General features: G+C 70.4%; 20 protein-coding genes. 2 read left to right on the top strand and 18 right to left on the bottom strand.

The genetic code is table 11. The annotated features are described in order from the left end of the window. Positions 1 to 4 precede the first annotated feature (4 nt). The 13 genes from CEF10_RS09860 to CEF10_RS09800 form a co-directional block, all read right to left on the bottom strand. Positions 5 to 1,030, bottom strand: coding sequence for a cysteine synthase A (locus tag CEF10_RS09860; RefSeq protein ID WP_101068011.1), 1,026 nt, complete (start codon positions 1,028 to 1,030; stop codon positions 5 to 7). Between the two features lie 58 nt (positions 1,031 to 1,088). Continuing rightward, positions 1,089 to 2,219: an NUDIX domain-containing protein gene (locus tag CEF10_RS09855; RefSeq protein ID WP_232796466.1), complete on the bottom strand. Its 1,131-nt coding sequence runs from the start codon at positions 2,217 to 2,219 to the stop codon at positions 1,089 to 1,091. Between the two features lie 4 nt (positions 2,220 to 2,223). Beyond that, positions 2,224 to 2,682, bottom strand: coding sequence for a TrgA family protein (locus CEF10_RS09850; RefSeq protein ID WP_101068010.1), 459 nt, complete (start codon positions 2,680 to 2,682; stop codon positions 2,224 to 2,226). After that, a complete protein-coding gene (locus CEF10_RS09845) occupies positions 2,683 to 3,891 on the bottom strand; it encodes an SAM-dependent methyltransferase (RefSeq protein ID WP_101068009.1) in 1,209 nt (402 codons plus the stop codon). Positions 3,892 to 3,960: 69 nt separating this feature from the next. Next, entirely contained in the window at positions 3,961 to 5,385 is a 1,425-nt protein-coding gene (locus CEF10_RS09840) for a cryptochrome/photolyase family protein (RefSeq protein ID WP_101068008.1), read from the bottom strand. A 48-nt stretch (positions 5,386 to 5,433) separates the two neighbouring features. Further along, positions 5,434 to 6,654 carry an aminotransferase class V-fold PLP-dependent enzyme gene (locus CEF10_RS09835; RefSeq protein ID WP_101068007.1) on the bottom strand — a complete coding sequence of 407 codons (1,221 nt, stop codon included), beginning with the start codon at positions 6,652 to 6,654 and terminating at the stop codon, positions 5,434 to 5,436. Between the two features lie 138 nt (positions 6,655 to 6,792). Next, positions 6,793 to 8,508 carry a BCCT family transporter gene (locus CEF10_RS09830; protein ID WP_101068006.1) on the bottom strand — a complete coding sequence of 572 codons (1,716 nt, stop codon included), beginning with the start codon at positions 8,506 to 8,508 and terminating at the stop codon, positions 6,793 to 6,795. Positions 8,509 to 8,557: 49 nt separating this feature from the next. Continuing rightward, the gene (locus tag CEF10_RS09825) at positions 8,558 to 8,974 is read right to left on the bottom strand and encodes a universal stress protein (RefSeq protein ID WP_101068005.1); all 417 of its coding nucleotides are present in this window, start codon (positions 8,972 to 8,974) and stop codon (positions 8,558 to 8,560) included. A 203-nt stretch (positions 8,975 to 9,177) separates the two neighbouring features. Beyond that, a complete protein-coding gene (acuI, locus tag CEF10_RS09820) occupies positions 9,178 to 10,173 on the bottom strand; it encodes an acryloyl-CoA reductase (protein WP_101068004.1) in 996 nt (331 codons plus the stop codon). A gap of 105 nt (positions 10,174 to 10,278) precedes the next feature. Then, positions 10,279 to 11,388 (bottom strand): dimethylsulfoniopropionate demethylase, encoded by a 1,110-nt coding sequence (locus tag CEF10_RS09815; RefSeq protein ID WP_101068003.1) that lies wholly within the window; start codon positions 11,386 to 11,388, stop codon positions 10,279 to 10,281. Continuing rightward, positions 11,385 to 11,900, bottom strand: coding sequence for a DinB family protein (locus CEF10_RS09810; RefSeq protein WP_232796465.1), 516 nt, complete (start codon positions 11,898 to 11,900; stop codon positions 11,385 to 11,387). Before CEF10_RS09810 ends, CEF10_RS09815 begins: the two co-directional genes overlap by 4 nt. After that, positions 11,897 to 12,559 (bottom strand): DUF1326 domain-containing protein, encoded by a 663-nt coding sequence (locus tag CEF10_RS09805; protein WP_101068002.1) that lies wholly within the window; start codon positions 12,557 to 12,559, stop codon positions 11,897 to 11,899. Before CEF10_RS09805 ends, CEF10_RS09810 begins: the two co-directional genes overlap by 4 nt. Positions 12,560 to 12,583: 24 nt before the next feature. Further along, positions 12,584 to 13,339: a DUF2182 domain-containing protein gene (locus tag CEF10_RS09800; RefSeq protein ID WP_232796464.1), complete on the bottom strand. Its 756-nt coding sequence runs from the start codon at positions 13,337 to 13,339 to the stop codon at positions 12,584 to 12,586. A gap of 62 nt (positions 13,340 to 13,401) precedes the next feature. Between CEF10_RS09800 and CEF10_RS09795 the strand changes: the two genes are divergently transcribed. Continuing rightward, the gene (locus CEF10_RS09795; RefSeq protein WP_101068001.1) at positions 13,402 to 14,139 is read left to right on the top strand and encodes a FadR/GntR family transcriptional regulator; all 738 of its coding nucleotides are present in this window, start codon (positions 13,402 to 13,404) and stop codon (positions 14,137 to 14,139) included. A 93-nt stretch (positions 14,140 to 14,232) separates the two neighbouring features. Here CEF10_RS09795 and CEF10_RS09790 read toward each other — a convergent pair whose 3' ends face one another. Beyond that, entirely contained in the window at positions 14,233 to 15,420 is a 1,188-nt protein-coding gene (locus CEF10_RS09790) for a M20 family metallopeptidase (protein ID WP_101068000.1), read from the bottom strand. Positions 15,421 to 15,527: 107 nt separating this feature from the next. Between CEF10_RS09790 and CEF10_RS09785 the strand changes: the two genes are divergently transcribed. Continuing rightward, on the top strand, positions 15,528 to 15,962 hold the full coding sequence (locus tag CEF10_RS09785) for a VOC family protein (RefSeq protein WP_101067999.1): 435 nt from the start codon (positions 15,528 to 15,530) through the stop codon (positions 15,960 to 15,962). A 37-nt stretch (positions 15,963 to 15,999) separates the two neighbouring features. Here the strand turns inward: CEF10_RS09785 and CEF10_RS09780 are convergent, their stop codons facing one another. From CEF10_RS09780 to CEF10_RS09765, 4 genes are read right to left on the bottom strand one after another with little or no spacing between them, the layout of a single operon-like run. After that, a complete protein-coding gene (locus tag CEF10_RS09780; RefSeq protein WP_101067998.1) occupies positions 16,000 to 16,665 on the bottom strand; it encodes an alpha/beta hydrolase in 666 nt (221 codons plus the stop codon). Beyond that, positions 16,662 to 17,291 (bottom strand): DNA-3-methyladenine glycosylase family protein, encoded by a 630-nt coding sequence (locus CEF10_RS09775; protein WP_101068076.1) that lies wholly within the window; start codon positions 17,289 to 17,291, stop codon positions 16,662 to 16,664. Before CEF10_RS09775 ends, CEF10_RS09780 begins: the two co-directional genes overlap by 4 nt. Beyond that, on the bottom strand, positions 17,288 to 18,025 hold the full coding sequence (locus CEF10_RS09770) for a cobalt-precorrin-6A reductase (RefSeq protein WP_101067997.1): 738 nt from the start codon (positions 18,023 to 18,025) through the stop codon (positions 17,288 to 17,290). The genes CEF10_RS09775 and CEF10_RS09770 overlap by 4 nt, the downstream gene beginning before the upstream one ends. Beyond that, on the bottom strand, positions 18,022 to 19,071 hold the full coding sequence (locus tag CEF10_RS09765; RefSeq protein WP_101067996.1) for a cobalt-precorrin-5B (C(1))-methyltransferase: 1,050 nt from the start codon (positions 19,069 to 19,071) through the stop codon (positions 18,022 to 18,024). The genes CEF10_RS09770 and CEF10_RS09765 overlap by 4 nt, the downstream gene beginning before the upstream one ends. Positions 19,072 to 19,111 lie beyond the last annotated feature (40 nt).

Below are 19,111 nucleotides of genomic sequence, written 5' to 3'. Positions count from 1 at the left end.
GCGCTCACTCGACGAACACCCCGGGGATCGAGCGCGGCGCCTTCTCCAGCCAGTCCGGCGTCGGCAGCCCCTTCTCGCGCAGGAACTCGGGGTTGAACATCTTGGACTGATACCGCGTGCCGTAATCGCACAGGATGGTCACGATGGTGTGGCCCGGCCCCATCTCGCGCGCCAGCCGCATCGCGCCGGCCACGTTCACGCCCGAAGAGCCGCCCATGCAAAGCCCCTCGTCGGTCAGCAGGTCGAAGACCACCGGCAGCGCCTCGGCGTCCGGCACCCGCCAGGTGAAATCGGGGGTGAAGCCCTCGAGGTTGGCGGTGATGCGCCCCTGCCCGATGCCTTCGGTGATCGAGTTGCCGGGATTCTCCTCGCCGGTGTAGATCTTGTAAAGGCCCGCGCCCTCCGGGTCGGCCAGCCCCATCTTCACGCCCCTGGGTTGCAGCGCGCGCGCCACACCGGCCAGCGTGCCGCCCGATCCCACCGCGCAGATGAAGCCGTCGACCTTGCCGCCGGTTTGTTCCCAGATCTCGGGGCCGGTGGTTTCCTCGTGGGCGCGGCGGTTGGCGACATTGTCGAACTGGTTGGCCCAGATTGCCCCGTGAGGTTCGGTTTCTGCAAGTTTCTGCGCCAGCCGGTCGGAATACCGAACGTAATTGTTGGGATTGCTATAGGGCGCCGCGGGCACCTGGACCAGCTCGGCCCCCGCGAGGCGCAGCATGTCCTTCTTTTCCTCGCTCTGCGTCTCGGGCATGACGATCACCGTCTTGAATCCCATCGACGCCCCCACCAGCCCGAGCCCGATGCCGGTGTTGCCGGCGGTGCCCTCGACGATGGTGCCGCCCGGCTCCAGCACGCCGCGCTCGATCGCGTCGCGTATGATGTAGAGCGCCGCGCGGTCCTTGACCGACTGGCCGGGATTGAGGAACTCGCATTTGCCGAGGATCGTGCAACCGGTTTCCTCGCTTGGCCGGCGCAGCCGGATCATCGGGGTGTTGCCGACGGCCTCGGCCAGGTCCTGTGCAACCTTCATGGCGCACCTCCAGAACGGTGGTATCTGGTTTCCGGTGTAGGCGCTGCGCCGCGCGAACTCAAGCGGCGGCACGCAGGCGGGCGCGTTCCCGCGACAACCAGATCAGCGCCATGACCAGCGGGCCGACATTGGCCTCGCCGCTGGCGACAAGCTCCATCGCCGCCTCGAATTCCAGCACGTGGGTGCGGATGTCCTCGTGTTCGGTGGCCAGCCCGCCCTGCCCCTTGGCCGTCTCGGGCAGCGCGCAAATCCCGACGAAGTTGTGGAAGAACTCGGTCGAGCAGCCGGGCGAACAGTAGTATTTCGCGATGGGCTCCAGCCGGTCCAGGGCGACGCCGGTTTCCTCCAGGCATTCACGGCGCGCCGCGGCCTCGGGTGTCTCGCCGGGGTCGACACGGCCCGCGACGGGTTCCAGCGTCCAGGGGCGCGGGTCGCCGCGGCCGAAGGGGCCCATGCGGAACTGCTCGACCATCAGCACGCGGTCGCGCCCCGGATCGTAGGGCAGCACGATCGCCGCATCCATCGCGACGAAAACCTCGCGGCGCACCGCCTCGCCGGTGCCGCCGTCGAAGGTCGGATGGCGCAGGTCATAGGCCCGGGTGACGAAATACTCCGCGTGCGGGCTTTCCACCGACAGCACCTCGACGCTGTCGGCCGGGGTGGCGCTGCGCACCTGCGCCGGGGCGCCGCCCGAGGCGGCCAGCCGCGAATTCGCCCGGGCAAGGATCATCGGCATGCGCCGCGCCAGCGCGTCGGCGGAAAACCGGCCGTGATAGCCCATCGCCTCGTCGGCGGCCCGCAGCCACAGCGCGGCCCAGCGCGGCCGCCACGCCTGTTCACGCCAAGGCGATGCGCCGGCGCGGCGTCCCTCTGCCGGCAGGGGCACGAGCGCCTCCGTGCGCGCGCCGGATACCTCGACGGTCGCGCGGCGCAGCTCCAGCCCCATGCCACCGGCGAAGAACGCGAGCCGGTCCTGCCGATCCCGCGACAGCCCGGCCAGAAGCGCTGCGGGGGCGGCGGCACCTTCCCGGGCCACGGCCAGCGCCGTGCCGTCGTCCGGCTCGGCCACCTGCAACGCGCGATCGGGCAGCGTGGCCGGTCGCAGCGTCAGCTCCGCCTCTGGCACGCCCAGCACCCTGGCCAGCAGCGCGGAATGCCGCAAAGGCCCGTAAACCACAACATCCGTCATCGCGTCAGGACCACCGTTTCGATACCCATTCGGCCACGCCACCGGTGACGATGCCGCCCAGAAGGAGTGCGCCGATCACCCGCGCATCCAACAGGACCGCGCCGAACTCCACCGCGACGGCCGCCAGGCCCTCAAGCGCCTCCACCGGCCCGCCGTAATTGCGATCGAGCGCACGCGCGAGCATCTCGTTGATGCTCTGCACCAGCAGCCCCCAGAACACAAGCGCGGCCACGCCGCCAAGGCCGCTGCTGGCGGACTGGACATAGCCGTCGCCCGCGCGCCGGCCCGTGATCAGCCAGCCGCACAGCACGCCGAGGCCGAGGTTGACGTGGTTGAACCACCCGAAAACCGTCTGCTCGGGCATCAGTGGACGGATCAGCTCGGACACCCCCCACCCGACCGCGCCAAGACACACCGCCGCCGCGAGCTTCGCGGCGGTGGGCATGATGGCGGTGTCGGGCATTCAGGCGGGCTTGGCGATCGTGATCTGCGTCACGTCGCAGTTTCCGCTGCTGAAGGTGCTTGCGCAAGAGGTCAGGTAGAAATTCCACATGCGGCGGAACCGGTCGTCGAACCCCAGCCGGGCGATCTCGTCCCATTTCGCGTTGAAGGTGTCGTGCCAGCGGCGCAGGGTCTGGCTGTAGCTTTCGCCGAACTCGACCGACCGCGCGACGTGCAGCCCGGCGCGCTCGACCTCGCGCCGCAGGACCGACGGGCTGGGCAGCATGCCGCCCGGGAAGATGTATTTCTGGATGAAATCCACGCCCTTGCGGTAGGCCTCGAAACGATGGTCCTCGATGGTGATGACCTGCAGCGTCGCCGTGCCGCCCGGGCGCAGGCAGTCGCGCAGCTTGTCGAAATAGGTCGGCCAGTAACGTTCGCCGACCGCCTCGAACATCTCGATGCTGGCGATCCCGTCGTAATGCCCCCGCTCGTCCCGGTAATCCTGAAGCTTCAGGTGAACTTTGTCCGAAAGTCCTGAATTTTCAATGCGCTGCCTCGCATAGTTCAGTTGCTCCCGACTGATCGTCAGCCCGGTAACGCGCAGGCCGCGTTCGCGGGCGGCATATTCGGCGAACCCGCCCCAGCCACACCCGATCTCGAGGACATGGTCGCCGGGCTTGACGCCCATCTGGTCGATCAGGCGGGCATACTTGGCCTCCTGCGCACGTTCGAGACTTTCCTGGCCGGTCTCGAAATACGCGCTGGAATAGGTCATCGTGTCGTCCAGCCACAGCCGGTAGAACTCGTTGCCAAGGTCGTAATGGTGGGCGATGTTGCGCCGCGCCTGTCCGCGCGAGTTCGACCGCAGCCAGTGACGCAGCCGTTCGAAGGCGCGCACCAGCGCCATGCCGGGAAATCCGGCGTAGAGTTCATCGTTGTCTGCCGTGATGAAATCCATCAGCGCCTGCAGGTCCGGCGTGCTCCACGCCCCGTCGAGGTAGGCCTCGGAAAACCCCAGGTCGCCCTCGCGCACCAGCCGGGCGAAACAGTCGGGGTCGTGGACGTGCAGCTCGGCCACCGGGCCGGGCGCAGGACCATCGACGCGGAACCGGCGCCCGTCGGGCAGCACGAAGTCGAGCCGGCCGTGGCGGATGCGGCGGGCCGTCTGGAAGACGGGCGCGAAATAGCGTGGCAGGTTCCGTTCGCCCCGGGTGTCGGTTCTTGTCATCTCGTCTCCTCGTCGGTTGCCCGCACCGGGGCCGTTACGGTGGCAACGCGGCGCGCGCCGCCCTGTTTTTCAGAACGTCCTGTTCTCGTAGGCGTCGAGCGCGCGGCGGCGGCCCTCGGCCAGACCCACCACCGGCGTTTCCGGATAGGCCGCCTGCGGGGAAAGACCCCAGCGGCGGGGCACCGCCTCGAAGTAGCCCAGGGCGGTCCTGGCGGGCCGCGCCTGGCCCTCGGCGATCCAGCGGCGGACATAGGCGCCGTCGGGGTCGAACTTCCTGAGTTGCGTGTCCGGGTTGAACACCCGGAAATAGGGCGTTGCATCCGGCCCCGACCCGGCCGCCCACTGCCACCCCAGCGCGTTCGAGGCCGGATCCCAGTCGGTCAGGCAGTCGGCGAACCAGTCCAGCCCGATCTTCCAGTGGGTCAGCAGGTGCTTGGTCAGGTAGCTTGCCACCACCATCCGCGCGCGGTTGTGCATGGTGCCCGTGACATACATCTCGCGCATGGCGGCATCGACGAAGGGCACCCCCGTGCGCCCCTGTTTCCATGCGCGCGCTTGCGCGCTGTCACCGTCGCGGGACCACGGGAAGGCGTCCCATTCGCCGCGCCAGTTGTCCCGGGCCAGCCGCGGGGTGTGATAGATCAGGTGGTAGGCGAAGTCGCGCCAGGCCAGTTCCTTCAGCCAGTCCTCGGCACCGGCGTGCCCGTCGTGCAGCGCGCGCAGCGCCGCGTGCCAGCAGCGCCGCACCGATATCTCGCCCAGCGACAGGTTCTGCGACAAGCCGGACGTGCCGTCGGCCGCCGGAAGGTCACGCTGGGTCGGGTAATCGGCGATGGGGCCGCCGGTGAACCACGCCAGCCGGTCGCGCGCGGCGGCCGCGCCCACGCGCTGCCACGGCCGGCAGACGGCCGCGCCGCGGTCCATGGCAGCATCCATCGCCCAGGTTTCCAGCTGCTCGCTCGCCGGCCATGTTCCGGGCGCCGGCAGACGCGCCGGTGGGGCCTGCGGTTCGGGCACCGCGCGGTCCTTCACCGCGTTCCAGAAGGGCGTGTAGACGCGGTACATGCCACCCGTTTTCGTTTCCACCGTCCAGGGCTCGAACAGGACGTGGCCGGGATGGCTGTGGGCCGCGATTCCCTGCCCCTTCAACGCGGTCTTGACCCCGGTGTCGCGCGCGATGGCCTCCGGGTCATAGGCGCGCGTCCAGCGCACCGTGCCCGCCCCCGTCTCGGCCACGAGGTCGCGCAGCGCCGCCAGCGCATCGCCGCGGCGCAGGATCAGCCGGCTGCCCGCGTCTTCCAGTTGCCGCGCCAGGTCCGCCACCGCCAGCCCGAGCCGCCAGCGCGGGGCCGCGCCGAGGTTTTCCACCGTCTCGTCATGGATGAACACCGGGATGACCGGACCGCCGTCCGCGCAGGCCGCCACCAGCGCCGGGTGGTCGTCAAGCCGCAGGTCGCGCCGCAGCCACAGAAGTGTCGGTGCCGGTGTCGTCATGCCCGCCCCTTGCCGTTTTGCGGTATACGCGGTGGCCACATCCCTGGATCACAGCACCTCGTCCAGCGCGGCCAGCAGGCGGTCGACCTCCACCGGCGTGGTGTAATGCACGAAGCTCATCCGGAGCACGCCGCGTTCGGGGTCGACGCCCATCGCCCTGAGCGGGCGCACGGCGTAGAAATCCCCGCCGCCGGCCATGATGTCGTGCAGCGCAAGGTCGGCGGCCGCCACCTCTCCCGACCGGTCGAGCGCCACCGCCACCGTGGGCGCCCGCCCCTCGGCGCGGTCCGGACCCAGCAGGCGCGCGCGCGGGTGCGCAGCGAGGTAGTCCAGCAGCGGCTGCAACAGCCGGGTTTCGTGGGCGCGGAACAGGTCGTGCACGCCGGCCGCACGGCCGGCCGCGTCGCCCTCGATTCCGTGGTGCATCGCCAGCGCATCGACGTAGTCGGCCAGCCCCGCGCAGGCGGCCACCTGCGCGTGGTCGGGCCCGGCGGGCGTGAACCGCTTGTAGAGCGGCTCGGCGTTGAAGAAATGCCCCTGCTCGGGCAGCTGCAGCCCCAGGTCGCGCCGGATCACCATGACGCCCTGGTGCGGCCCGTAGGTCTTGTAGGCGGAAAACAGGTAGATGTCGGGGCCCATCTGGCCGATGTTGCACAGCCCGTGCGGCGCGTAGCTGACCCCGTCGACGCAGACGAAGGCGCCGGCGGCATGGGCGGCGGCGGTGATCTCCACCACCGGGTTCACCGCGCCGACGACGTTGGAGCAATGCGGGAAACACACGAGCCGCACGTTGTCGTCCAGCAGGGTCTCGAGGTCGGCGAGGTCCAGCAGGCCGCTGTCGGCGTCGATGCGCCATTCGCGGATCTCGATGCCGTCAGCCGCCAGCCGGCGCCACGGGCCCGAATTCGCCTCGTGGTCCTGGTCGGTCACGATGATCGCGTCGCCCGGCGCCAGCCACTGCCGGAACGCCTGCGCCAGCACATAGGCGTTCTGCGTGGTGGACGGGCCGAAGCTGACCTCCTCGGTCTCCACACCCAGCATGGCGGCCATGCGGGCGCGGGCCTCGTCCATCTCCGCCCCGGCGAGCCGGCTGGCATCGTAGGGCGCATAGGGCTGCACCTTGCGGCTGCGGTAGAACCGCGTCAGCCGGTCGATGACCGCCTGGCAGGCGTAGGAGCCGCCGGCATTCTCGAAGAAGGCCCGGCCGGCCAGCCCCGGTTCGTCGAAGGCGGGAAAGAGCCCGCGCGCGTAATCCGTATCCAGCATCATGGGATGCACCAAAGCGCGCGGCCGCGCCGGGGTCAAGCGGCCTTGGTCGGCGGGCCGGCAGAATCCGCGCCGGCGACCGGGCAATGAAAAAGGCCCCGGGCGATGCCGGGGCCTTGATCGTTGTGTCTCGAGGCCGCGTCAGCTCAAGGCGCGCTGCTTCTCCGACATCAGCCCGCGCAGGATGCCGTAGCACAACACGAGCAGGATGATGGTGAACGGCAGACCGGTGGAGATCACCATTGCCTGCAACGCCCCCAGGCCCCCGCCGACGAGCAGGGCGATCGCGACGAGCCCCTCGAAGGTGCACCAGAAGAAACGCTGCGAGACCGGCGCGTCGACCTTGCCGCCCGCGGTGATCGTGTCGATCACGAGGCTGCCGGAGTCCGACGAGGTGACGAAGAACACGATCACCAGGATCACGCCGATCGTCGAGGTGATCGCGGCAAGCGGCAGGCTCTCGAGCATCGCGAAGAGCGAAAGCTCGGGGCTGTAGCTGTCGATCACGTTGGCCTTCACCGCGCTGGTCTCGGGGTTGGCGATGATGTCGTTGATCGCCGAGCCGCCGAAGACCGCCATCCAGAAGATGCAGACGATGGACGGGACGATCAGCACGCAGGTGATGAACTCGCGCACCGTCCGGCCGCGGCTGACGCGGGCGATGAACATGCCCACGAAGGGCGACCAGCTGATCCACCAGGCCCAGTAGAAGGCCGTCCAGCCCTGCATGTAGCCTGTGTCCTCGCGCCCGTGCGGGTTGGACAGCGGCACGATCTCCTGCACGTAGGCGCCCAGGGTCGAGAAGAAGTCCGTCAGGATGCCCACGGCGCCGGCGGTGAACAGCACGAACAGCAGCAGCAGCAGCGCCACGACCATGTTGATCTCCGACAGCACCTTGACGCCGCCGTCGAGGCCGCGCAGCACCGAGACCAGCGCCACCGCGGTGATCGCGACGATCAGGATCACCTGCACGGTCACGTTGTTGGGCAGCCCGTAGACATAGCTCATGCCGGCGTTGGCCTGCTGTGCGCCGAAGCCCAGCGAGGTTGCCAGTCCGAACAGCGTCGCGAAGACGGCGACGGTGTCGATGATGTGGCCCCACCAGCCCCAGACGCGTTCGCCCAGGAGCGGGTAGAAGGCCGAGCGGATCGACAGCGGCAGACCCTTGTTGTAGGAAAACAGCGCCAGCGCCAGCGCCACGACGGCGTAGATCGCCCACGGGTGCAGCGCCCAGTGGAACGAGGTCGCCGCCAGCGCCATGCGCCGCGCTTCCTCGACGTTGCCCTCGATCAGCGCGCCGTCCTCTCCGAACGGGCGAACCGTGCCAAGAGGCTCGTCGCCCCACGGCGTGCCGAAGTAGTACGCCGGTTCCAGAACGCCGAAGAACATCAGGCCGATGCCCATGCCGGCGGCGAACAGCATCGCGAACCAGCCCGCGTAGCCGTAGTCCGGCGTGGCGTCGGTGCCGCCCAGCCGCACCGAGCCCCAGGGGCTGACGATCAGCAGCAGGCAGAAGATGACGAAGATGTTCGCGCCCCACAGGAAGAACCAGTCGAAGTTGCTGGTCAGGTAGGCGCGCATGCCCAGGTCGCAGAACGCCCCGGCCTCGCATCCTTCGACCTCGGCCGCGTCAACGCCGTTGAAGATGGCGTTGGCCGTCCCCGGCGCGGCCAGCGCGAAGATCACGAACGCGATCACCAACAGCCCCGAGATCACGAAAACGGGGTTGTGGATGTCGATACCGAACGGACCGACCTTGGTCTGGATGTTGTCCTGACCGATCCTGTAATCGGTCTCGATGATATCGGCGGCGCCTTCCGGCGTCGGGATACCTTCAATGTCTGTTTCATCGGCCATGTGAGGCCTCCCTGTTCGAAGTTTCTGTCACGCGGCGGTCACGCATGGCTCAGCCCCGCACGACCAGCACCGAGCACTTGGCATGCTCGGCGATCTTGCCGCCGTTCGACGGCCAGATGTAGTCGAGGATGTTGGGCATGTGGCTTTGCATCACCACCAGGTCGGCGCCCGTGTCGTCGATCGCCCGCAGCAGCGCGTCGTCGACATCCGTCGTCGGGTCGTGGGCGATAACGGGGTCGGCGGTGGCGCGGATGCCGTGCTTGTCCGCCTGCGCCTTGGCGAATTCCGCCAGCTTGCCCTTGTATTCCTGCGGATTGTGGGCCGTCGCACTCGGTGTGCCGGTCGTGACCCCGACGAAATGCACCTCCGCGTCGTAGTGCTTGGCCAGGTCCGCCGTGCACTGCAACGCCTTGGCCAGATCGCCCTCGTGGGCAAGATCGACCGGCGTCATGATCTTGTTGAACACGTCTCTCCCTCCTATTGCGCGCTTTGTGATTGGTAACCCGCCCGCCCCGGCCGGGCCGGGGGCGCGCGCATTCGTCTTGCTTGGGCTGCGCCATGCTGACGCACCCCGCGAAGCCCGACGGTAACGCGCCTTTCGCGCGGAAATCAACTGGCCGCGGCGTTTCGGCTTCCGAAAACGGCGCCGCCGGCACGCGGCGGCCATTATCAGGCGTTCACGTCCACCACAACCCGGCCGCGGACCTGACCTTTGAGGATGTCGCTGCCCAGCGTCGGCAGGTCCGACAGCGTGGCCGGCTGGACCATCGCCTCCAGCTTCTCCATCGGCAGGTCACGCGCGATGCGCGACCACGCGCGCACCCGGTTGTCGTAGGGCTGCATGACGCTGTCGATGCCCAGAAGGTTCACGCCACGCAGGATGAAGGGCGTGATCAGCGCACCCTCGATCGCCGGGCCGCCGGCAAGACCGACCGCGGCCACCGAGGTGCCGTATTTCATCTGCTTGAGCACCCGGCCCAGGATGGCACCGGCCACCGCGTCCACGCAGCCGGACCATTTCTCGGATTCCAGCGGCTTCTTCGTCACCTCGGTCAGCTCGTCGCGGGCCACGATCTCGGTTGCGCCCAGCCCCTCGAGATAGTCCGCCTGCTCGGGCCGACCCGTCACCGCGGCGACCTCGTGACCCAGCTGCGCCAGCACCGCCGTCGCCACGGACCCGACGCCGCCCGCCGCGCCGGTCACCAGCACCGGGCCGTGCCCGGGCGCCAGCCCGTGGTCCTCCAGCGCCTGCACGGCCAGCATCGCGGTCAGCCCGGCGGTCCCCACCGCCATCGCCTGGCGCGTCGTCAGCCCCTCGGGCAGCGGCACCAGCCAGTCGGCCCGCACGCGCGCCTTCTGCGCGTAGCCGCCCCAGTGCGCCTCGCCCACGCGCCAGCCGGTCAGCACCACCTTGTCGCCGGGGGTGTAGCGATCATCCGACGACTCCTCGACCGTGCCGGCGAAATCGATCCCCGGCACGTGCGGATAGTGCCGCACCAGCCCCCCGCCGGGGCCCACGCACAGCCCGTCCTTGTAGTTGACGGTGGAATACTCCACCGCGACCGTCACCTCGCCGTGCGGCAGGTCGTCCTCGCCGATCTGCTTCACCCCGGCCTGCGTCTTGCCGGTCTCCTCGTCCTTTTCCACGATCAGGGCGTTGAACATGTCATTCTCCTTTTCGGTTGAGGGGGCGGACCCCGCTTCATCTTGCTCGAAATACTCCGGGGAGCGGGAGGGGGGACCCCTCGCCCCGCGGCGACTGCCGGACGCTCACGCCCAGAATGCCGCGCGAACGGCCGCCGCCCGCACCCCGTCGGGCGCGGCGATCTCCAGTTCCGTGCCCGGTCCCCAGTGTGTCATGCGCACCATGCCGATGGCCACGTTGGTCCCGTGGTCGGGCGACCACGCGGCGGAACTGACGCGGCCCACCGTCTGCCCACCGGCCCTTATCGGCCACCACCGGTCACAGGTCGGCACGGCGGACCCGTCGATCTCGATCGCGCGGATCTGCTGGACGGGGCCCTCCTTGGCCACCCGCAGCAGCGCGTCCCGGCCGATGCACCCGATGGCCGATTGCGTGTCGCAGAACCGGCCCAGCCAGCATTCGTGCGGCGTGTTGTCGTCGGTCATGTCGTTGCCGTAGCTCAGCATGCCGCCCTCGATCCGCTCGATCAGGTTGGGGCAGCCCGCGCGCACGTCGAGGTCGGCGCCCGCCTCCATCAACGCGTGCCACAGCGGCATGCCGATGTCCGCGCCCTCCACGTAGATCTCGAAGCCGCCCTGCTTGGAATAGCCCGAGCGCGCGACCACCAGCTCGCGCCCTTCGAATTCGAACCGGCCGAAGCGGAAGAACCTCACCGCGCGCACCCCCTCGCCGAAGACGCGCGCGACCAGGTCCTCGGCCCGCGGGCCCTGCACGGCCAGCGGCGAGACGTCGGGCTCGTCCACCAGAACATCGAGACGCCAGCCGTTCACGATCCCCTTGACCCAGTAAAGCAGGTCGGAATCCGCGATCGAGATCCACCAGCGATCCTCGGCCAGCTTCACGGCCACGGGATCGTTGAGCATGCCGCCGGTTTCGTCGACGATCGGCACGTAGGCGCAACGCCCGGGGAGCATGCCGCGCAGGTCGCGCGGGGTGAGCATCTGCATCAGCCGCCCTGCATCGGGGCCGCGCAGTTCCACCTGCCGTTCGCAGGCCACGTCCCAGACCTGCACCGCTTCCTTCAGATGCTGGTAATCCTCCTCGATGCTGCGGAACACGGTCGGCAGCAGCATGTGGTTGTAAACGGTGTAGGCCCGGACGCCGGCCGCCTCGACGCCGTCGGAAAACGGCGTGCGGCGCAACCGGCGCGAAGGCGAAAGAAGGGGGGCGGTCATCTGCCTGGCTCCTCGGGCATGAGGAATAGATCGGTGTCGCCGGGGGGCGCCCCGGCGGCCGTCAGCATCGCGTGGACCTGTCCGCGGTGATGGGTCTGGTGGTTGAAGAAATGCGCCACGCACAGGCACTTGGGCCGGCTGACGGCCCGGCCCGCGGCACCCGAGTGCCACACCAGTTCCCCCGCCAGCGCCTCCGGCGTGATCGCCTCGGCCCAGGCCCGGATGCGCGCGTCCATCTCCGTGCGGCGTGTGGCGAACGCGGCCCAGTCATCGAACAGCGCCGGGCTCTGCGCGATACCGCCCGGCGGCCGGTCGCCGCCCTCGAGGCGCGCCATCCAGACCAGATCGGCCCACAGCACGTGGTTCAGCGTGCCCGCGATCGAGCCGAAAAAGGCACCGCGGTCCGCGCCCCGCGCGGCGTCGCCCAGCCCGTCGGCGGCCGCGACCAGGCTGGCGTTCTGCCACGCGTTGTAGCGGGCCATCAGCGCGCACCACTCCGGCGTGACGGTCATTTTCCCGGCCCGCTCCAGTCGATCTGGCAGATCTCGGCGCTGCGGCCGTCGAAATCCCAGACCCGGCCGTAGGCGCGCACGCGCCCCTTGTCGGCCTGCGCCACGGTGATGTCGGGCCCCATCCAGTACTTGGTGTTGGCCGCCACGACCTCGCCGCCGTCGGCACCGGCCACGGGCGTGATCGCCCCCTGGATCGCCTTGCCCACCATCAGCCGGCGCGTCCTGCCTTCCGTCTCGAAGACGATCGGCGCCCGCTCGGCGCCGAGGAACTCGCTGACGAGAACCTTGAACAGCCCCGTGGTGCCGCGTGCCTTTCCCGACATGATGGCCACCAGCCCGTCGAAGGCGGCCTCGTCGGCGCGCTCGTCGACATAGGCCGCGGCCTTCCAGTTGCCGCGCGCCATGCGCCCCGGGATCTCGAGCAGCAGCCCGACGTTCAGCCCGCCGAGGTCGCTATCGCCGTAATGGCCCTCGTCAATGCGGATGCCGGCCCAGCCCATGCAGGTGCCCTCGGTGGGCGGGTGGTTGCCCAGGCTGATCACGCAGGGGCAGAACACCGTGCAGTTGCAGTTGAGTATCAGCTCGCCACGGATCCGCCAGGGCACCGTGCCGGGCTCCGCCGCGGGTGCCGCCCGCGGCTCGGTCGTGTCACCATCCATGATCCTTCCTCCCTCTTTCGACCGTCATGTCACGATCGGCAGCGCCACGGCCGCCGCGATCAGCCCCGCGCCCAGCGGCCGGGTCAGCGGCCGGCCAAGCTCCGGCAGCTTTTCGGCCACCATGATGAGCGTCGCCAGCCCCATGAACGCGAGGCTCATCACCCCGCCGACGAAGGCCAGCAGCATCAGCGCCCAGCAGCAGCCCAGGCACACCGCGCCCAGCCGAAGCCCGTTGCGCCACGGCCCCTCGGCCCAGTGCTGCACGAAGAACGCCAGCGGGGCGCGGCACTTCGACAGGCAGGCCTCCTTGAGAGGGCTGAACTGGTAGAGCCCGGCCAGCGCCAGAAGCGCCGCCGACAGCCATGCCGACCGGCTGTCGCCGAAGGCGCTGACCAGCCCGCCGGCGAAGAACGCCATCTGCAGCGCCGCGGCCAGCGCCGAGAACCCCAGCCACACCGCGAAGTAGCCCGCCGCAAGACGCGCGAAGCCAGGCCGACCGGTGCCCGGCAGATCGTCGTAGGTGGCCAGCGCCGGCAGCGCCGTGGGCGCCATCATCGCCGCCGACATAAGCCCCCACATCGCGAAGACGCGCGCGAACCCGGCGGCGTCCGGGGTCACGCGGCACAGCGAAACAAGGAAATCGGTGCCGTAGACCGCGCCCGCCTCGCGCAGGGCCGCCGGCACGGCCATGGCATAGAGCGCGGCCCAGGCCGCCAGGATCAGCACGAACAGCACCACCCAGTGCGCCCCGCTCATCCGCCTGATGCCGGCTGCGATCATCGCCGCCTCCCCGCGACTCTCCCCTTGCCAATCAAATTGTCAGACATTTAAATGCCTGACAAATGAAAAACGCGCCCGACCCCAAGGCCGATCTCTCGGCCCAGATCGCGCAGGCGATCCGCGACGCCATCGTCGAGGGGCGGATGATCGTGGACGAACGCCTGCCGTCCGAGGCCGAGCTGGCCGAACAGTTCTCGGTCTCGCGGCCCACCGTGCGCGAGGCGCTCAAGCGGCTGGCCGCGCAGTCGCTGATCCGCACCGCGCGCGGGGCCTTCGGCGGCGCCTTCGTCAACCATCTGCGCTACGAGGACGCCTACGGCCAGCAGATCACCACCTCGACCCTGCTGCTGTCGATGAACGCCGTCAGCTTCGAGACCGCGTGCGAGGCCCGCTACGCGCTGGAACGCGCGTGCACGCCGCTGGCCGCCGACCGCCGCGGCCCGGACCACCTCGCCACCATGCGCGCAGAAATCCACCGGCAGTCACAGGCCGGGCTCAGCGACGAAGCGTTCTGCGCCTCCGACGTCGCCTTCCACCGCGCGCTCGTGGACGCCGCCGGCAACCCGGTGCTCAGCTACCAGCTCGCCGGCGCGGTCGAGGCGATGCAGCCACTGATGAACATGATCACCTTCACCGCCCGCTCCCGCGAAGCGATCGTGCGGCTGCACAGCCGCATCGCCGACGCCTTGCAGGCCCACGACGCGGCCGCCGCCGAATCCGCGCTGCACGAGCTGGAAGCCTACACCCAGACGCTGGGCCGCGACGTCATGGCCGCCCGCGCCGCCCGTGCCGGGCAGTGACCTCGCGCGCCCGCGCTTCATCTTGCCCGAAATACTCCGGGGGAGTCGCGCGCCAGCGCGACGGGGGCGGCGCCCCCGCCCGGCGCGCGCCGCTCAGCCGATCACGTCGAGCACCGTGCCGAAGGTGATCCGCGCCACGCGCAGCAGGTCCGTCACGGGCACGAACTCGTCGGGCTGGTGGCACCGGCGGAAATCGCCGGCACCGAAGTTGACGCAAGGCATGCCCGCGTCGCAGACGAAATTGCGCATGTCGCTGCCATAGGGCGGCCCCCAGACCTCCGGCTCGGCCCCGCCGAGACGGCGGATGTTGTCGGACAGCGCCCGCACCAGGGGGCTGTCCGACGGCGTCTCCGTCGCCTCGTTGAGATCGAGGAACGTCACCTCGCCGCGCAGCCCCGCGATGCCGCCCAGCGCACGGTCCAGCCGCGCGCGCAGATCGTCGCCCACCGCCGCCACGCTTTCGTGGGGCAGCATCCGCCGGTCGACCACCATCTCGCACCGCCGGGCGGTGGCGTTGTGCGTCTCGCCCGCCGTCATCCTCGTGACGCGGCAGGCGGGGCTGGCCAGCAGGTGGTGTGTCTGCCCGCCGACGATGGCATGCGCCGATTCCACCTCGGCCATGAAGCGCCGGGCGGCATGCAGCGCGTCCGGCGCATCGGGCTCCGCCAGCCCGCAATGCGCGGCGGGCCCCTCGATCACGACGCGGTGCCAGCACGCCCCGCGTGTGCCCGGGCCGATGCGGCTGTCGGTGGGCTCCATGGTGATGGCCATGTCGCCGGCATGGCCCATCGCCAGCAGGGTCTTCGTGCCGGGTTCGTCCATCTCCTCGCCCATAGGGAAATGCGCCAGCAGGGTGCCGGGCAGCCACGCGCCGCTGTCGTGCAGCGCCTTGAGCATCGCCATGATCGAGGCGAGCGAGCCCTTCATGTCGCACGCCCCCAGCCCGTAAAGCCGGTCTCCTTCCCGCGTCGCCTCGAAGGGCGGGCGCGTCCAGAGGTCCGGATCGCCCTCGGGCACCGTGTCCATGTGGGCGTTGAGCACGAAGGTCGGCCCCGCGCCGCAACCGGCCACCCGGGCCACCACCTGCGGGCGCGCGGGATCCGGCCGGTCGATCAGCTCCGCCTCGATGCCCCAGCCGGTCAGCGTGTCATGGATGAAGCGCGCACAGGCCGCCTCTTCCCCGGGCGGGTTGCGTGTGGGGATCGCCACCAGGTCGGCCGTCAGCTCGAGGATCAGCGCGTCGGAAAGCAGGCCCAGAATGGCCGTCTTCTGCTTCGTCATGTGGATCCCCTTCGCGCCGGTGCCACGCGCAACCTATCCGCCCGCACGGACGAGGCAAGCCCCGCCGGCCCGCTGACAGGCGCGGCGGGCAGGGATAGGATGCCGGCATGTCCGACGATTCCCTGCCCGCCGCGCCGCCACCCGCCGCCATCCTGGAGGCCGCGCTCTACGTCGATGACCTCGACACCGCCGCGCGGTTCTACGGCGGCGTGCTGGGGCTGGAAGAGATCGCGCGGGTGGAGGGGCGGCACATCTTCTACCGCACGGGCGACACGGTGCTTCTGGTCTTCAACCCCGACGCCACGGCGCAGGGGCCATCGAACCCGCGCCTGCCCGTGCCGCCGCACGGCGCCCACGGCCCGGGGCACCTGTGTTTCACCGCAAGCCGCGCGGAGATGGACGCTTGGTCGGCCCGGCTGGACGCCGCGGGCCACCCGATCGAGGCCGATTTCGACTGGCCGAACGGCGCGCGGTCGATCTATTTCCGCGACCCGGCCGGCAATTCGCTGGAGATGGCCGAGCGGCGGCTTTGGTTCGGCTGACGCGCGGCCGCGCCGGTTACCCGGCCGGCCCGCCGTCCTAGAACCCCAGCTTGTCGCGCATGAAGGCCAGTGCCACCTGCAGCCCGTCGGGGGCGATGCCGTGGCCGGTGCCTTTCATGACATGGGCATAGACGTCCTGCCAGCCGGCACTCTGCAACGCCTCGGCGGCCTGCGGCAGTGACTCGGGCGGCACCAGGTCGTCCTGGTCGCCATGCACCAGCAGCACGGGCGGGCGGCTGACCGCGTCGTCCTTCAACAGCTCGGGAGACAGCAGCTTGCCCGAAAAGCACACCAGCCCGGCCAGCTCGTCCTCGCGGCGCGGCCCGACGTGCAGCGCCATCATCGACCCCTGGCTGAAGCCGAAAAGCGCCACCTGCTCGGGCAGCACGTCCTCGTCGACCATCAGCGCGTCGAGAAAGGCGTTCACATCCGCCGCCGAGGCGAGGAAGGCGCGCTCGGCCTCGTCCTCGGACGTGCCGTCGATCCAGGGGATCGGCGCCCATTGCAGGCCAGAGGGCATGCCGGGGATCGATTCGGGCGCGTCTGGCGCCACGAAGAGCGTGTCGGGCAGGTGTTCGCCCAGCGGGTCGGCCAGCCCCATCAGGTCCGCGCCGTTGGCGCCGTAGCCGTGCAGGAACACGACCACCGAACGGGTGGAGCCCGACTGCGGCTCGCGGCGGCCGGCTTGCAGTACGCGTGTCATCTGATCCCTTCCCTGTCCTTGGCCACCCGGTAGTAAGACCACAGCAGCCGCGCGGCAACCGCCCGCCACGGCGCCCAGTCCGCGGCCATCTCGCGCAGCGCGCGTTCGCGGGGCCGGTCGGGCAGGCCGTAGAGCAGCCGTGCCGATTCCTGCAACGCCAGGTCACCGGGCGCGAAGACATCCGCGCGGCCGAGGCTGAACATGGCATAGATCTCGGCCGTCCAGACGCCGATGCCGGGTACCTGCGTCAACGTGGCGATCACCTCGTCGGTCGGCGCCGTGCGCAGCGCCCGGTAATCGATCCGAGCCTCGGCCAGCGCGCGGGCGTAGCGGATCTTCTGCCGGCTCAGCCCGGCGGCACGCAGGTCGTCGTCGCTGGCCCACATGATCTTGCGCGGGCCGGTCAGGCGCGCCGCCTTCATCCGGCCCCAGATCGCGTCGGCGGCGGCGGTGCTGACCTGCTGGCTGACGATGGCGTTGAGAAGTTGCGCGAACCCGTCGGGGCGCCGGCGCAGCGGGGGCGTGCCGGTCACCGACAGGGCGTGGGCCATGCGCGGACAGACCGACGCGAGGTGCGCGGCCCCCTCTTTCACGCAGGCGCGGCTTTCGATGATCCGGCCCGTCATGCCATCACCCCGGCGACCCATGACAGCGCCGCGTCGACGGTTTCCGCCCGCATCACACCCTCGGGCTGCGGCGGTCGGTCGATCATCGCGACGCGGATGCCCAGCGCGCGGGCGGCCTCGAGCTTTGGCCACGCCGCCGCGCCACCGGCGTTCTTGACCACCAGCCAGTCGACGCCCAGCCGGCGGAACAGGCGTTTCTCGTCGGCGACCGAGAACGGCGGCCGGCCGACCAGGAACGCGCCGTTGGGGAAGGGAAACGGCCCGTCGGGCGGGTCGATCTGGCGGCAGATCAGCCGGCAGCCCGACAGGTTCGCGAAATGCCCCAGCGTCTGCCGACCCGTCGCCAGGAACACGGTGGACCCGTCGGGGATATGCGCCGCCGCGTATTCTTCGGCCGCGATCATCGTCCACCGGTCATCCGGGCCGGGCACCCACGGCGGGCGCAGAAGCTGGCAACAGGGCAGGCCGAGCTCGGCGCAGACCCGTGCCGTGCGCGCCGAGATACGGTGCGCGAACGGGTGCGTCGCGTCCAGAACGGCGGTGATCCCGGCCTCGCGCAGGTAGCCGCGAAAGCCGGCCTCGCCCCCGAACCCGCCGGTGCGCGTGGGCAGGCCCAGCGCCGCGGGCGCGCGGGTGGCACCGGACAGGCTGGCCACCGCCGGCACCCCGCGCTCCGCCAGCGCGCGGGCAAGCTGCCGGGCCTCGCCGGTGCCGGCCAGAAGCAGCAGCGTCATGCCCCTGCCCTCGCCAGGACGGTGCCTGCGCGGTCGATCACGACGGTATCGACGTGCACTGTGCCGGGCAGCATCCCCTGCGCGGTGGCGCGCGCGCCCTCGGCCACCCGGTGTGCCATCTCGGGCCCGGCGATCGCGTGGGCCTCCAACGCGGTATTCGCGGCGGCGATGCCGGGCGTGTCGAGCGCCCGCGCCAGCGCGGCGAAATCCACCTGGCTGCGGCCGGAGTGCAGGTCGCGCGCGCCCTGGGCGAGCTTGGTCATCTTGCCGATGCCGCCTCCGATGGTGATCCGGGGCACCGGGTGTTTGGCAAGATATTTCAGCAACCCGCCCGCGAAATCGCCCATGTCGAGCATCGCCGCGTCGGGCAGGTCGTATAGCGCCTGCACCACGCGTTCGCTGGTCGCGCCGGTGCAGCCGGCGACATGGGTCAGCCCGTCGGCGCGCGCCACGTCGATGCCGCGGTGGATCGAGGCGATCCAGGCGGCACAGGAAAACGGCCGCACGATGCCGGTGGTGCCGAGAATCGACAGCCCGCCCTCGATGCCCAGCCGCGGGTTCCAGGTCTTCTCGGCCAGCGCCGCGCCCCCGGGCACCGACAGGGTGATTTCCACATCCGCCGCCCGGCCCAGGCGCACGGCCATTTCCTCGACCGTCTCGCGCATCATGCGCCGCGGCACGGGGTTGATTGCCGGCTCGCCCGGGTCGACCGGCAATCCCGCTTTCGTCACCGTGCCCACGCCCGCGCCCGCGCGGAAGGTCACGCCGCCGCCCGGCGCGGGCGCCACGCGCGCAACGATCAGCGCACCGTGGGTGACATCGGGGTCGTCCCCGGCATCCTTGACGACGCCGGCCTCGGCCCAGCCCTCGCCCGTCTCCAGGTGGGCGACATCGAACCGCGGGCGTTCGCCCTTCGGCAGGGTGATGCGCACCCGGTCGGGCCGCCCCTCGCCCCACAGCGCCATCAGGGCCGCCCGCGTGGCCGCGGTGGCGCAGGCGCCGGTCGTCCAGCCGCGGCGCAGGGGCGGATCGGGGGCATCGGCCATCGGGGCGGACTATAGGCGCGCGCCCGGCCAAGGCCAATCG

The sequence above is a fragment of the Roseovarius salinarum genome (genome assembly GCF_002834145.1).
GTDB classification, from domain to species: Bacteria; Pseudomonadota; Alphaproteobacteria; order Rhodobacterales; family Rhodobacteraceae; genus Roseovarius; species Roseovarius salinarum.
The sequence above is the reverse complement of the archived record's forward strand: the minus strand, read 5'-3'. Positions and strand labels throughout refer to the sequence as shown.

What these genes read in the sequence shown, in the direction of transcription:
- CEF10_RS09855 (WP_232796466.1), bottom strand. Translation starts at nt 2,219, where the DNA reads ATGACGGATGTTGTGGTTTACGGGCCTTTGCGGCATTCCGCGCTGCTG.
- CEF10_RS09775 (WP_101068076.1), bottom strand. Translation starts at nt 17,291, where the DNA reads ATGACGGGCCGGATCATCGAAAGCCGCGCCTGCGTGAAAGAGGGGGCC.
- CEF10_RS09795 (WP_101068001.1), top strand. Translation starts at nt 13,402, where the DNA reads ATGAAAAACGCGCCCGACCCCAAGGCCGATCTCTCGGCCCAGATCGCG.
- acuI (WP_101068004.1), bottom strand. Translation starts at nt 10,173, where the DNA reads ATGTTCAACGCCCTGATCGTGGAAAAGGACGAGGAGACCGGCAAGACG.
- CEF10_RS09780 (WP_101067998.1), bottom strand. Translation starts at nt 16,665, where the DNA reads ATGACACGCGTACTGCAAGCCGGCCGCCGCGAGCCGCAGTCGGGCTCC.
- CEF10_RS09800 (WP_232796464.1), bottom strand. Translation starts at nt 13,339, where the DNA reads ATGATCGCAGCCGGCATCAGGCGGATGAGCGGGGCGCACTGGGTGGTG.
- CEF10_RS09770 (WP_101067997.1), bottom strand. Translation starts at nt 18,025, where the DNA reads ATGACGCTGCTGCTTCTGGCCGGCACCGGCGAGGCCCGGCAGCTTGCC.
- CEF10_RS09815 (WP_101068003.1), bottom strand. Translation starts at nt 11,388, where the DNA reads ATGACCGCCCCCCTTCTTTCGCCTTCGCGCCGGTTGCGCCGCACGCCG.
- CEF10_RS09835 (WP_101068007.1), bottom strand. Translation starts at nt 6,654, where the DNA reads ATGATGCTGGATACGGATTACGCGCGCGGGCTCTTTCCCGCCTTCGAC.
- CEF10_RS09805 (WP_101068002.1), bottom strand. Translation starts at nt 12,559, where the DNA reads ATGGATGGTGACACGACCGAGCCGCGGGCGGCACCCGCGGCGGAGCCC.
- CEF10_RS09850 (WP_101068010.1), bottom strand. Translation starts at nt 2,682, where the DNA reads ATGCCCGACACCGCCATCATGCCCACCGCCGCGAAGCTCGCGGCGGCG.
- CEF10_RS09810 (WP_232796465.1), bottom strand. Translation starts at nt 11,900, where the DNA reads ATGACCGTCACGCCGGAGTGGTGCGCGCTGATGGCCCGCTACAACGCG.
- CEF10_RS09840 (WP_101068008.1), bottom strand. Translation starts at nt 5,385, where the DNA reads ATGACGACACCGGCACCGACACTTCTGTGGCTGCGGCGCGACCTGCGG.
- CEF10_RS09830 (WP_101068006.1), bottom strand. Translation starts at nt 8,508, where the DNA reads ATGGCCGATGAAACAGACATTGAAGGTATCCCGACGCCGGAAGGCGCC.
- CEF10_RS09845 (WP_101068009.1), bottom strand. Translation starts at nt 3,891, where the DNA reads ATGACAAGAACCGACACCCGGGGCGAACGGAACCTGCCACGCTATTTC.
- CEF10_RS09785 (WP_101067999.1), top strand. Translation starts at nt 15,528, where the DNA reads ATGTCCGACGATTCCCTGCCCGCCGCGCCGCCACCCGCCGCCATCCTG.
- CEF10_RS09765 (WP_101067996.1), bottom strand. Translation starts at nt 19,071, where the DNA reads ATGGCCGATGCCCCCGATCCGCCCCTGCGCCGCGGCTGGACGACCGGC.
- CEF10_RS09860 (WP_101068011.1), bottom strand. Translation starts at nt 1,030, where the DNA reads ATGAAGGTTGCACAGGACCTGGCCGAGGCCGTCGGCAACACCCCGATG.
- CEF10_RS09790 (WP_101068000.1), bottom strand. Translation starts at nt 15,420, where the DNA reads ATGACGAAGCAGAAGACGGCCATTCTGGGCCTGCTTTCCGACGCGCTG.